Source organism: Pseudonocardia sp. GCM10023141, from assembly GCF_042653605.1.
In genome coordinates, this window is record NZ_JBHSIR010000050.1 from 59,564 (window position 1) to 72,670 (window position 13,107).

The 13,107-nt window shown below is 71.8% G+C and carries 7 protein-coding genes; 1 reads left to right on the forward strand and 6 read right to left on the reverse strand.

All coding sequences use genetic code 11. From position 1 onward, the window contains the following. Nucleotides 1-46: 46 nt before the first annotated feature. From ACFPFQ_RS28620 to mftF, 4 genes are all read right to left on the reverse strand, one after another. Entirely contained in the window at nt 47-898 is an 852-nt protein-coding gene (locus ACFPFQ_RS28620; protein ID WP_379624283.1) for an FAD binding domain-containing protein, read from the reverse strand. Next, nucleotides 895-3,375: a xanthine dehydrogenase family protein molybdopterin-binding subunit gene (locus tag ACFPFQ_RS28625; RefSeq protein WP_379624285.1), complete on the reverse strand. Its 2,481-nt coding sequence runs from the start codon at nt 3,373-3,375 to the stop codon at nt 895-897. The genes ACFPFQ_RS28620 and ACFPFQ_RS28625 overlap by 4 nt, the downstream gene beginning before the upstream one ends. Nucleotides 3,376-3,377: 2 nt before the next feature. After that, a complete protein-coding gene (locus tag ACFPFQ_RS28630) occupies nt 3,378-3,896 on the reverse strand; it encodes a (2Fe-2S)-binding protein (protein WP_379624287.1) in 519 nt (172 codons plus the stop codon). Nucleotides 3,897-4,112: 216 nt separating this feature from the next. Then, nucleotides 4,113-5,579, reverse strand: coding sequence for a mycofactocin biosynthesis glycosyltransferase MftF (mftF, locus tag ACFPFQ_RS28635; RefSeq protein ID WP_379624289.1), 1,467 nt, complete (start codon nt 5,577-5,579; stop codon nt 4,113-4,115). Nucleotides 5,580-5,631: 52 nt separating this feature from the next. Here mftF and ACFPFQ_RS28640 point away from each other — a divergent pair, with 52 nt between their 5' ends. Next, on the forward strand, nt 5,632-6,792 hold the full coding sequence (locus ACFPFQ_RS28640) for an alkaline phosphatase family protein (protein WP_379624291.1): 1,161 nt from the start codon (nt 5,632-5,634) through the stop codon (nt 6,790-6,792). A gap of 30 nt (nt 6,793-6,822) precedes the next feature. On the opposite strand, the gene ACFPFQ_RS28645 is transcribed toward ACFPFQ_RS28640, so the two are convergent. After that, the gene (locus ACFPFQ_RS28645) at nt 6,823-8,274 is read right to left on the reverse strand and encodes an amino acid permease (protein WP_379624293.1); all 1,452 of its coding nucleotides are present in this window, start codon (nt 8,272-8,274) and stop codon (nt 6,823-6,825) included. A gap of 37 nt (nt 8,275-8,311) precedes the next feature. Then, complete coding sequence (locus ACFPFQ_RS28650; protein WP_379624373.1) at nt 8,312-12,940, reverse strand: NAD-glutamate dehydrogenase; 4,629 nt, start codon at nt 12,938-12,940, stop codon at nt 8,312-8,314. Between the last annotated feature and the right edge of the window lie 167 nt (nt 12,941-13,107).

Here is a 13,107-nt window from a genome sequence, read left to right on the forward strand (position 1 = left end):
CGCCCGCTGTGGACGATCGTCAGACGGCAGTGCCGCCTGAGCCGGATCAGCCGGCCGCGGCGAGCACCGCCCGTCCCGTGAGCACCTTCGCCAGATGCTCACGGTAGTCGGCTGCAGCGTCCGCGTCACTCGGTGCGGCCGTGCCTTCCGTCGCATGCTCGGCAGCAGCACGCACAGCATCCGCCGAGGCAGGCTGCCCGATCAGGGCCTGCTCCACACCCGTGGCCCGGATCGGAGTCGTACCCATGTTGGTGAGTCCGACCCTGGCCTCGGCGATGGTGCCGCCCTCGATCCGCAGCGCGGCGGCCACGGCGCACATCGACCAGGCCTGCGCCGTGCGGTTGAACTTCTCGTAGTGGCTCCCCCATCCGGTGTAGCGGGGGAACCGGATCTCGGTGAGGATCTCGTCCTCGCCGAGCGCGGTGGTGAAGTAGTCGACGAAGAAGTCGGCCGCGGTCACCGTCCGGGTGCCCGACGCCCCCGCGATCACCATCTCGGCGTCCAGCGCGAGCGCCGTGGCCCCGAGGTCACCCGCCGGGTCGGCGTGCGCCAGCGAGCCGCCGAGCGTGCCGCGGTGGCGCACCTGGTTGTCGGCCACCGTGGCGGTGGCCTGTGCCAGCAGCGTGACGTGCTGCTTGACCAGGTCGTCGCGCATCAGGTCGTGGTAGGCCGTCATCGCACCGATCGCGATGCGGTCACCGTCCTCGCGCACGCCCCGCAGCTCGGCGATGCCACCCAGGTCGATGATCAGCGACGGCGCCGCGAGGCGCAGCCGCAGCACCGGGATCAGGCTCTGCCCGCCCGCCAGGATCTTGGCGTCCTCCCCGCCCTGCTGCAACGCCGTGACGGCTTCGGCAACCGACGCCGGCTTGACGTAGTCGAACTTGGACGGGATCACTGGACCTCCCCCTGGGGGTTGTTCGGGTCGATCGAGCCCAGCCCGGCACCCGGCGAGTGGGTGTCGATCGGGGTCTCCTGGGTGGCGACGCCCTTGGCGGCCTGGATGGCCCGCCACACCCGCTGCGAGGTGGTGGGCATCTCGACGTTCGTGACGCCGAGGTGGCGCAGCGCGTCGATCACACCGTTGACGATCGCGGGCGTGGAGGCGATGGTGCCGGCCTCGCCGACACCCTTGACCCCCAGCGGGTTGGTGGTGGCAGGCGTCGAGACGGTGGCCGTGTCGAAGCTCGGCAGGTCGGCCGCCGACGGCAGCGTGTAGTCGACGAACGTGCCGTTGACCAGCGTGCCCTGCTCGTCGTAGTTCGCCTCCTCGAACAGCGCCTGCGCGATGCCCTGCGCGAGGCCACCGTGCACCTGCCCCTCGACGATGAGCGGGTTGATGACGTTGCCGATGTCGTCGACACAGACGTACTTGCGCAGCGTCACCTGGCCGGTCTCGGTGTCGACCTCCATGGCGGCGAGGTGCGTGCCGTGGGGGAAGGAGAAGTTCTCCGGGTCGAACACGTAGTCGGCGTCGAGGTTGGGTTCCATGTCCTCGGGGTAGTCGTGCGCGGTGAAGATGGCGTAGGCGATCTCCTGGATCGCCTTGCCCTTGTCGGTGCCGCGCACCGTGAACCGGCCACCCTCGAAGTCGATGTCGTCCTCGGACGCCTCGAGCAGGTGCGCCGCGACCTTGCGCGCCTTCGCGATGACCTTGTCGGCCGCCTTGACCATGGCGATGCCGCCGACGGCCAGCGACCGCGAGCCGTAGGTGTCGAGCCCCTTGGCCGAGACCTGCGTGTCGCCGTGCAGGATCTCGACGTCGTCGTAGGGCACGCCGAGCTGGTCGGCGATGATCTGGCTGAACGCCGTCTCCAGGCCCTGCCCGTGCGGGGACGACCCGGTGACGACCTCGACCTTGCCGGTGGCGAGCATCCGGATGCTCGCGGCCTCCCAGCCGCCCGCGCCGTAGCCCAGCGAACCGAGCAGCCGCGACGGCGCCAGCCCGCACATCTCGGTGAACGTCGAGATGCCGATGCCGAGCTGGACCTTGTCGCCGCTGGCGCGGCGCTCCTCCTGCTCGCGACGCAGGCCCGCGTAGTCGAACGTGGCCATGGCCTGGTCGGTGGCCTGCTCGTAGTTGCCCGAGTCGTAGGTGAGCCCGACCACCGTGGTGAACGGGAACTCCTCGTGCGTGATCCAGTTCTGCCGCCGCAGGTCCATCGGGTCGCGGCCGAGCTCGACGGCGAGCTCGTCCATGATCCGCTCGAGCGCGAACGTGGCCTCCGGACGGCCGGCTCCGCGGTAGGCGCCGGTCATCGTGGTGTTCGTGAAGACCGGGGTGCAGGTGAACCGGTAGGCGTCGAACTTGTAGATGCCGTTGAACATGAACGCGCCGAGCGCCGGCACGGCCGCGCCGAACAGGTTCAGGTAGGCGCCCATGTTCGCGAGCAGGTTGACGTCGATGCCGATCACGGTGCCGTCGCGCTTGGCGACGATCGTGATGTCCTGGATCTGGTCGCGTCCGTGCGCGGCCGAGAGCAGTGACTCCGAGCGGCTCTCGGTCCACTTGACCGGCTTGCCGAACTTCTGCGCGAGGACGACGCAGAGCATGTCCTCGCACAGCATGTCGGCCTTGCCGCCGAAGCCGCCGCCCACGTCCGGGGCGATGACGCGGATCTTGGCCTCGGGAATGCCCATGCTCGCCGCGGTCATCGTCCGCAGGATGTGCGGGATCTGCGTGGCCGCGTAGATGGTGAGCTGCTCGCCGGTGGGGTCGACGACGCAGGACCGCGGCTCCATGAACGCCGGGATCAGGCGCTGCTGGATGAACCGGCGCTTGACGACGATCTGGTCGGGGTCGGACTCGGCGGCCGCGATCGCGGCGTCGATGTCACCGCCGGTGCCGGCGCCCGCGGAGTCGAACACCCAGGTGGTGTTCTTGTTGGTGCCGAGGTCGGGGTGCACCAGTGCGGCGCCGTCGGCGACCGCGGCGGTCATGTCGAGCACGGGGTCGATCGGGTCGTAGTCGACCTCGACGAGATCGGCTGCGTCGCGGGCCTGTGCCAGCGTGCGCGCCAGCACCACGGCCACACCCTCACCGGCGAAGTGCACGGTGGTGTTGGCCAGCAGCGGACGCTGGGGAGCCTTCTCGTCCGGGGACAGCGGCCAGGCGTGCGGCAGGCCGACGGCCTGGACGCCGAGGTCGCCCGCGGTGAAGACGCCGAGGACCCCGGGGGCCGCCTCGGCAGCGGACTTGTCGATGCCGGTGATCGTCGCGCTCGAGATGGGCGACCGGACCACGTACATGTACAACGTGCCGTTCGGGGTGATCGCGTCGGTGTAACGGCTCCGGCCGACGATCAGTCGCGCGTCCTCCCTGCGGGGACGCGCCTTGCCGACTTCGAGCGTGGTGGGATCGGCGGTAGCGGTCATGTCTAGTTGCCTCCTCCGGCCACCGAAGCGGTGGCCGGGGTCTCGGCGTGGGCGCCTGGCTTCATCTTCTGGGCGGCGCCCTGCACAGCACGCACGATGTTCTGGTAGCCCGTGCAGCGGCAGAGGTTGCCCTCGATGCCCTCGCGGACCTCGCGCTCGTCGGGATCCGGGTTGTCCCCGAGCAGGTCGATGGCCTGCATGATCATTCCCGGCGTGCAGTAGCCGCACTGCAGGGCGTGGTGCTCGTGGAAAGCCTGCTGCACCGGGTGCAGCTGGCCGTCACGCGCGACACCCTCGATGGTCGTGACCTCGGCACCGTCGGCCTGGACGGCCAACACCGAGCACGACTTCACACTCTGACCGTTCAGGTGAACGGTGCATGCACCGCAGTTGCTGGTGTCGCATCCGACCAGCGTGCCGGTCTTGCCGAGGGTCTCCCTCAGATAGTGGACCAGCAATGTGCGGGGCTCGACGTCGTCGGCGTAGTTCACGCCGTCGACGGTGACCCGGACCTGTGCCATGTAGCTTCTCCTCCGCCGCGAGAGGTGTCTCGGCGCCGCCACATCTGTGTGTCGGCGACCACATCACACCCCTGTTGATCGACCCGTGCAAGCCGTCCGGCCGCCAGTCGGTACCCGGCGACGACCCGCAACCCGACCAGCGGAGCAGCGTCTCCGCTACAGCGGGTGACATGGGGTGATCCGGGCCGCAGACGCGGACCCGATCACGGGAAACCGTCATCCGTCCGGACTAACCCTCTCGGGCGGTCGGGATCCTGTACTACCCGGCCCGGCCGGCCGCAACGGCTCGAGCGTACGAAGCCGCAGCGCCCCCCACCAGAGCCCCGACCCGTAGGCCAGGTCGTCGAGCCTGCGGGCCAAGACGTACCCGGCAGGCCCCGGGCGGGCCCGCGGATCGCGACCGCGGTCGCGCCACCAGTCCACGACCCCACCGGCGAGCGCGATCACCGCGACCCGGCGCCGGGCCCGCGCCGAGACCAGGCAGGCGAGAGCGGCGACGGGCCAGTAGTGGCGCGTGACGGCGTCGGCGGTCTGGTTCAGCGCGCCCACCGCCCCCTGCCCGATCAACCGGGCCGCCGTGCGGCGCGGCCGGTCGACGGGGAGCTTGCGGGCGAGCCGCTCGACAGCCACGGCCGCGACCACCACCCCGACCGCGGCGGCGGGCGGCCGGGCCCACAGCGCGAGCACGCCCACCGCCGCGGCGAACGGGGTCAGCACCATCGGTGGCACGGATCCGCGGTGGCGCAGCGCCAGCGGCGCGGCGCCGGTGCCGTAGAAGGCCTTGCGCAGCCACCAGGTGGCCAGGGTGGTGCGGTGGTCGTGCGCCACGCGGGCCGCAGGCTCGTAGCGCACGCGCCAGCCCGCGGCGTGCAGGCGCAGCACCAGGTCGACGTCCTCCGCCACGTGCATCCGCTCGTCGAAGCCGGCACCGACGGCCGCGCGGCGCACCAGCAGCGCCGCGCTCGGCACGTACGCCACGCGCGACATCGGCACGACCAGCGCCGGGTCCGCCCCGAGGTCGAGCGCCGACCGGGCTGCCTCGTAGCGGCCCAGCCAGCCCGTGATCGGCGCCAGTGCGACGATCCGCGGTGCCACCAGTCCGACGGCGGGATCCGCGAGCTGGGTGAGCAGCGGTGCGAGCCAGCCCGGTTCGGGCACGACGTCGGAGTCGAGGAACGCCACGAGCGGCGTGGCCGCGGTGGCGAGCCCGGCGTTGCGCGCAGCGGCCGGGCCCTGCGCGGTCCGGTGGCACAGCACCCGAGCGCCGGCGCCGTGCGCGACAGCGGCGATCGCGGCCGGATCCGCCGAGCCGTCATCGACGACGACGACGCCGCCCAGCCCGCCCGGCAGCGCGGCGAGCAGCCGGCGCAGGCCGTCGACCCGGTCCTTCACCGGCACGACCACGGTCACGTCCGACGGCGACGGCACCGCCGTCACGGGCGCAGCGGTGGGGTGCGCGATCCCGGCGTCGAGCAGGGTGCGGGCCAGCTTCGTCGACGTCGCGTCGGCCACCGTGAACCCGCGACCACCGGCCACCAGCGCGCGGGCCCGAGTGGCCAGCCGCAGCATGCGCGGCGGCGCGCCACCGAACAGCACCGCGCCGTCGTCGACCACACGGGCGCGGCGGTCCAGCACGATCCGCAGGCCCGGCGGCAGCGCCGTGACGCCAGGAGGATCGAGCACGGCGCCAGCGTAGAGCGGGCCGCTCACATCCCGGTCTGGCAGTCTCGGCGCCGTGCCCGATGACGACCTCGTTCTGCCCCGCTACGGCGATCGCTCCCTGTCGGACGTGCTCCCCGCACTGCTCACGGCGCTGGGCGAGCCCGCGGTGGGCTCCGGCGACATCGCGCCGACCGACCTGGGGCTGGGCACGGTGCGCGCCGCGGCGGTGCTGCTCGTCGACGGGCTGGGCTCCAACCTGCTGCGCCGCCACGCCGCCGACGCCCCGTTCCTGGCGAGCCTGCCCGACGCCGGCCCGCTCACGGCGGGGTTCCCGTCCACCACCCCGATCAGCCTGGCCTCGCTCGGCACCGGCATGCCGCCGGGCGCCCACGGCATGGTCGGGTTGTCCTTCCGCGCGGACGGAGCCCTGCTCGACACCCTGCTGTGGCGGCCGGTGGGCGGGTCCGAGGATCTGCGCACGATGTTCCCGCCGGAGTACGTGCAGCCGATGCCGACGGTGTTCGAGCGGGCCGCGGCCGCGGGGATCGACGTCACGGTCGTGTCGAAGGGCGAGTTCAAGGGCTCCGGGCTGACCCGTGCCGCGCTGCGGGGCGGCTCGTTCCGCAGCACCTTCGCGCTCGGGGATCTGGCCGCGGAGGTCATCGGTGCGCTCAACGGACCGGGCAGGCGACTGGTGTACGGCTACCACGCCGACCTGGACGGGCTGGGCCACCGGCGCGGCCCCGGCTCGCTGTCGTGGCGGATGCAGTTGGGCCAGGCCGACCGGCTGGCCGCGCTGATCGCCGAGAGCCTCCCCTCCGACGCGGTGCTGGTGATCACCGGCGACCACGGGATGGTCGAGGTGGACGATGTGCTCGACGCCGACACGCACGACGACCTCAAGCGCGACGTCCTGCTGCTGGGCGGCGACGGCCGCGCCCGCCACGTCTATGCGCGGCGTGGCGCGGCCGCCAACGTGCTCGCCACCTGGCGGTCCGTGCTGGGCGAGCGCGCCTGGGTCGTGACCGGCGAGGAGGCCGTGGAGCGCGGCTGGTTCGGCCCGGTCGCTCCGCGGATGCGCGACCGCATCGGCGACGTCGTGATGGCCGCCCGCGGCACCACCGCCGTCGTCCGGTCGGTGGCCGAGCCGCTGCTCGCGACGCTGCCGGGCCAGCACGGCTCGCTCACGGCCGACGAGCAGTACGTGCCGCTGCTGGTGGCGCGGGGCGGGTGACGGACCCGGCGCTGGGGAGCGGCACCGGGCCTACTCGTGGTTGCCGAAGCCGTGTTGCTTGATCCGCTCGACGTTGCCGCGGGTCAGGAACCATCCGACCACGAGCGCCACCACGATCAGCGGGATGCAGTAGATCACGATCTTGCCCGTCGATCCGTTGAACCACGTCATCGCGAGCACCACCAGCAGGAACCCGAGCGTGATGTAGTTCGTGTACGGCGCTCCCGGCAGCCGGAACGCCGGCCGGGTGATGCGACCGGCGTCGGCGGCCTTCTTCATGGCGAGGTGGGCGATCATGATCATCGACCACATCCCGATGATCCCGACGGCGGAGAGCTCCGTGACGATCTCGAACGCGTCGTGCGGGAGGAACGCGTTGAGCGCCACCCCGATCAGGTAGATCGATGCCGTCAGCAGGATGCCGGTGTACGGGACCCCGGATCGGCTCATGCGCGAGAGGATCCGGGGCGCGGAGCCGTTGAACGCGAGCGAGCGCAGCACGCGACCGGTGGTGTAGAGCCCGGAGTTCACGCTCGAGAGCGCGGCCGTGAGCACCACGATGTTCATGATGCCGGCCGCGGCCGGTACCCCGATCTTGCCCAGCACCGTGACGAACGGGCTCTCGCCGGGCTGGTAGACCGACGACGGCAGCAGCATCACCAGCAGCAGCACCGAGCCGACGTAGAACACCGCGATGCGCCATCCCACCGAGTTGACGGCCCTCGGGATGATCCTGCGCGGGTTGTCGGTCTCCCCCGCCGCGACACCGACCATCTCGACGCCCGCGTAGGCGAACACGACACCCTGCAGGATCATGAGGACCGCGAGGAACCCCGCGGGGAAGAACCCGCCGTTGTCGAAGATCAGCTGCGGCCCGGTGGTGTGCCCGTCGACCGGGGTGCGCAGCACCAGCGTCACGATCGCGATGACCATGAAGATCACCAGCGCCGCCACCTTGATCGCGGCGAACCAGAACTCGAGCTCGCCGAACACCTTCACCGAGACGAGGTTGACCGCGAGGACGACGCCGAGCGCGACCAGCGCCGGGATCCACTGCGGGACGTCGGGCGCGAAGAACTTCACGTAGACCGCGGCCGCGGTGACGTCACCCATGCCGCTGCAGGCCCAGTTCAGGAAGTACATCCAGCCGGCGAAGTACGCGGACCTCTCCCCGATGAACTCGCGGGAGTAGGAGACGAACGAGCCCGACGTCGGGCGGTGCATCACCATCTCACCCATGGCCCGCACCACGAGGAAGGCGATGACGCCCGCCACGGCGTAGACGATCATCAGTGCCGGCCCGGCGGAGTGCAGCCGCCCGCCGGCACCGAGGAACAGGCCACTGCCGATGGCGCCGCCGATGGCGATCATCTGGACCTGGCGGTTGCCGAGGCTCTTCCTGTATCCCTCGTCCTCGAACACCGCGAGGTCGGTGCGGGACCGGAAGTCCGGTCCCCCGCTGGATTCCGTGCGTTGTGACATGTGCTCGTCAGCCCCCTTGCGTGACGTCGTACCGGTTTCAGGTGAAGGCGAGGCCGCGTACCTGGTGCAGCGCCGCGGTGACGCCGGCGAGATCGGCGGGTTCGCCGGTGCGCAGCTCCTGCAGCACGCCCCGCATGCGCGCCAGCCGGGTCGCGTCGGCGCGTTCCCACGCGTCGATCCGCTCGTCGACCGAGCGGTCGGCAGGCGTCTGCGCGGCGACCCGCAGCGTGATCGCGCGCAGCGCCGAGTAGAGCTCCTCCCGGACGAACGACCGGGCGAGCACCTTCGAGCGGCTGGAGCGGTCCAGCGCCGCGATCGAGGTGAGCTGCTCGTGCAGGTCGAGCCGGTCGGCGATCCCGAAGTAGAGCCGGGCGAGGTCGTCGACGGCGCCGGGCCGCGGCTGCGCTGCGAGATCGGGATGGTCGGCTAGATCGATGATGTCGAGCAGCGCGAAGCAGTACAGCGCCCCGGCGCACCGGCGGGCCAGCTGATCGGGCACCCCGATCTCGGTGTAGCGCCGGACACGGTCGGCGAGCGACCCGGCTTCCGGGCCGCGCACGAACCGCGCGACGTTCGGCGCGAGCGTCGCCATCGTCGGGCCGAAGCGCTCGACCTCCGCGCACAGGTCGAGCGGCTGCGGGCGGCGGGTCAGGAACCACCGCGACGAGCGGTCGAGCAGCCGGCGCGCCACCAGCGTGAGCCGGTCGGTGACGTCGTGGGGAAGCACCGCGGCGAGCGCGCCGATCCCGGCCGTGATCTCGTCGAGGCCGAACACCGCGGTGACGATGTGATGGGCCCGCGCCGCATCCGTGCTGGTGGCACCGATCTCGTTGGCGAGCCGGGACACGTAGGAGATGCCACCGCTGTTGACGACGTGGTTGGCAACGGCGGTCGTGATGATCTCGCGGCGCAGCGGGTGCGTCTGCACCGCCGCGGGGAAGCGGTCCCGAACGGCGGCCGGGAAGTAGCTCGTCAGATGGCCGCCGAGCGCGGCGTCGGCGGGCAGCGACGAGGCGGCGATGTCGTCGGCGAGCGCGAGCTTGACGTGGGCGAGCAGCGTGGCCAGCTCCGGCGAGGTCAGCCCGGCTCCCGCGGCGTCGCGGGTGAGGAGCTCCTCGGCGTCGGGCAGCGCCTCGAGCCCGCGGTGCAGGCCGCGCTGCGACTCCAGCTCGCCGATGATCCGCCCGTGCACCCCGACCATGGCGTCGGCGTGGGAGCGGGCGACGCCGAGCACGTCGTTCTGCACGATGTTGTCGGCGAGCACCAGCCCGGCGACGTCGTCGGTCATCTCGACGAGCAGGGCGTCGCGGTCGTGGTGGGTCAGCGATCCGTCCTCGATCAGCGCGTCGAGCAGGATCTTGAGGTTGACCTCGCGGTCGGAGCAGCCGACACCCGCGCTGTTGTCCACGGCATCCGTGTTGATCTTGCCGCCGGTGCGGGCGTACTCGATGCGACCGCGCTGGGTCAGGCCGAGGTTGCCGCCCTCCCCGATGACGTTCGCCCGCACGGCGGTGGCGTCGATCCGGACGGCGTCGTTGGTCTTGTCCCCGGCATCGGTGTGGGTCTCACCGCTCGCCTTGACGTAGGTGCCGATCCCGCCGTTCCACAGCAGCCGCACCGGTGCGGCGAGCACCGCCCGGATCAGTGCCGCCGGATCGAGCCTGCGCACGGCGCGGTCCAGCCCGAGCGCCACCCGGACCTGGTCGGACACCGGGATCGACTTGGCCGACCGTGGCCACACGCCACCTCCGGCCGAGATCAGGGTGCGGTCGTAGTCGGCCCACGACGAGCGCGGCAGTGCGAACAGCCTGCCGCGCTCCGCGAACGACACGGCCGGGTCCGGGTCGGGGTCGAGGAACACGTGGCGGTGGTCGAAGGCGGCGACGAGTCGCACGTGCGGGGAGAGCAGCATGCCGTTGCCGAACACGTCTCCGGACATGTCGCCGATCCCGACCGCGGTGAACTCGTCGACGTCGGGGTCGAGGCCCAGCTCGCGGAAGTGCCTGCGCACGCTCTCCCAGGCGCCGCGCGCGGTGATGCCCATCGCCTTGTGGTCGTAGCCGACCGAGCCGCCGGACGCGAACGCGTCGCCCAGCCAGAACCCGCGCTCGATCGCGACGGTGTTGGCGAGGTCGGAGAACGTCGCCGTGCCCTTGTCGGCCGCGACGACCAGGTACGAGTCGTCGCCGTCGTAGCGCACCACCCGCGGCGGGGAGCCGACCGTGGCACCGGCGCCGTGCCCGGACCGGTTGTCCACGAGGTCCAGCAGCGCACCCACGAACAGCCGGTAGCAGGTGGCGACCTCGGCGCGCTGCGCCGCGCGATCCGCCGCGTCGTCACCGGTCGGGACCGGGAGCCGTTTCACCACGAAGCCGCCCTTGGCCCCACCCGGCACGATCACCGCGTTCTTGACGGCCTGGGCGCGGACGAGGCCGAGCACCTCGGTGCGGTAGTCCGCGATGCGATCCGACCAGCGCAGCCCACCCCGCGCGACGCGTTCGAACCGCAGGTGGACGCCCTCCAGCCGGGCCGCGTGGACGAACGCCTCCACCGCGGGACGCGGTTCGGGCACGTCGGGGATCGAGTCCGACGCGAACTTGAACGCCAGCACCTCCGGCGGGTTGCCGGAGCCGTCGGTGGTGAAGTAGTTCGTGCGCGTCGCGGCGCGGACCAGCGACAGGACGCTGCGCAGGATCCGGTCGGCGTCGAGGTTGGCCACCGCGTCGATCCGCGTCGCGATCTCGACGTCGAACACCGCGACGCGTTCGGCGCGGTCCGGCTCGCTGCGGTCCGGGTCGAACCGCGCCTCGAACAGGCGCACCAGCAGGAGCGCGATGTCGGGCTGTGCGCGGACGGTGTCGGTGATGTAGGTGTGACCGTGCGGCCCGCCGAGCTGCTGCAGGTAGCGGGCGAGGCCACGCAGGACCGTGACCTGCTGCCAGGTCAGGCCCGCCGTCACGACGAGCGCGTTGAGCCCGTCGGCGTCGCAGCGCCCGGTCCAGGCCGCGTGGAACGCGTCCGCCAGGCGCAGGCCCAGCTCCGTGTCGGCAGCCGCGGCGCCTGCGACCTCGGGGAGCCGCACCGCGAAGTCGTGGATCCAGCACTGCCGACCGTCGCTGCGCCGCACGTCGTAGGGCCGGTCCTCGAGCACCTCGAGCCCCAGCGACTGCAGCACCGGCAGGACCGACGACAGGGTGACGCGGGTACCGGTGACCAGCACCCGGAACCGCGCGCTGCCGGTGCGCCGGGCGAGATCGCGCTCCAGAGCGGCGACCACGCCGTCCTCGGGGCTGAGCGCGTCCAGCCTGGCCAGGTCCAGCGCGGCAGCCGACGGAGCGACGTCGGCCCGGTAGGACTGCGGGAACACCGCACCGCGCGCGGTGGCGCCCGCCACGGCGAGCAGCTGCTCCCCCCAGGTGTCGAGCACGAGCGCGAGGCGCTCCTCGAGCGCATGCTCGTCCGGCTCCGACAGCGCACCGGTGCCCTCCACCGTCAGGTGGACGATGGCCACGTGCGACTCCGTCATGCGGGCCGCGTGCTCGGTGCTGCGGCCGCCGAACGCACCTTCGAGAACGCGCCGAATTGCGGTTCGCGCATCCGGCGTGCAATGGTCGCGGGGCAGGAAGACCAGCGCCGACACCGTGGCGTCACCGAGATCGGCGTCCAGGAAAAGCCGCACCTGTTTCCGGTCGGTGATCTCGGGAACAGAGGTGAGCACGCGCAACAGGGAATCGGTGTCGGCGCGCAGCAGCTCGGCCCGCGGATAGTTCTGGAGTATCTCCAGTGCCCGCTGTCCCGACCACGAGTTCTGGTGCATCCCGGCCCGCTGCAGCAGCTCGGCCACCCGCTCCCGCACGATCGGGATGCTCATCACGTCGGCCCGAGCGGCGGCGGGCGAGAGCAACGCCTCGAAGGTGTGCACGACCGCGGGCTCCGCGGTCGGGGTGGTGGGCGCGGCACCCGACGCCGGCGCGACGACGGTGACGCGCAGCGGCGGGGCGTCGCACAGTACCCGGGTGACGCTGTTGCCCCGCGCGAAGCGCAGCAACCCGGGCGAGTGCTCCGGGGGTTCCGAGATCGGCTCCACACCGTGGTGCAGGAACGTGAGGTTGCCCTCGGCGCACCACGCGAGGAACCGGGCGGCCTCCTGCCCCGCCGGGGACCCCTCGATGCTCACGGCGAGGTCAAGTGCCTGCTGGGCGATCCGCGGCTCACCCTCGACGACGGATCTGACCTGCGAGATCACGCCGACCATCGCGGCTCGGAGATCATCATGGGCCGACCCGGCCGGAAGCTCGTCCAGGTGCAGCGCGATCCAGGACTCCGCGACCGGAGTGATCGACTCGAGTTCGTCGAGCCGACCCTCGGCATCGCGTCGGGCCCAGACTCGCGGGTGGACGACGCGATGCACCCCGAGGTTGCGGCGGCGCAGCTCGAGGAGCATCGCGTCGATGAGGAACGGCATGTCGTCGACCACGACGAGCACCCGCGGCCGCCCGGGCGACCCGGCGGGTACCACGCCGACGAGTGCCTCGGCGGGCAACCGCACCGCGCCGAGCTCGCGGTGCTGCGCGTCGATCCCCAGCGCCCCTTCCGGGGAGTCGCAACCCAACGGTCCGGACGACGCCACGAATCCGCCCGAATCGGGAAAGGTCGACGTTGCCACACTCAAGGGAAGATTCCTCCACAATTGGCACCGGGATCCTGCTGACATGGCCCATCGAGGTTATGCAGGCTCCCGATCAGCACCAAGTCGCTTGACCGAGATTTAGGGTCGAAAGATCTTGCCGGCTCAACTTTTCGCGAAATGTGAAATTGTCGGGATCCCGGCGA

Bases quoted from the DNA above. Each gene is read 5' to 3' on its own strand.
- ACFPFQ_RS28625 (WP_379624285.1), bottom strand. From the start codon at position 3,375: ATGACCGCTACCGCCGATCCCACCACGCTCGAAGTCGGCAAGGCGCGT.
- ACFPFQ_RS28645 (WP_379624293.1), bottom strand. From the start codon at position 8,274: ATGTCACAACGCACGGAATCCAGCGGGGGACCGGACTTCCGGTCCCGC.
- ACFPFQ_RS28630 (WP_379624287.1), bottom strand. From the start codon at position 3,896: ATGGCACAGGTCCGGGTCACCGTCGACGGCGTGAACTACGCCGACGAC.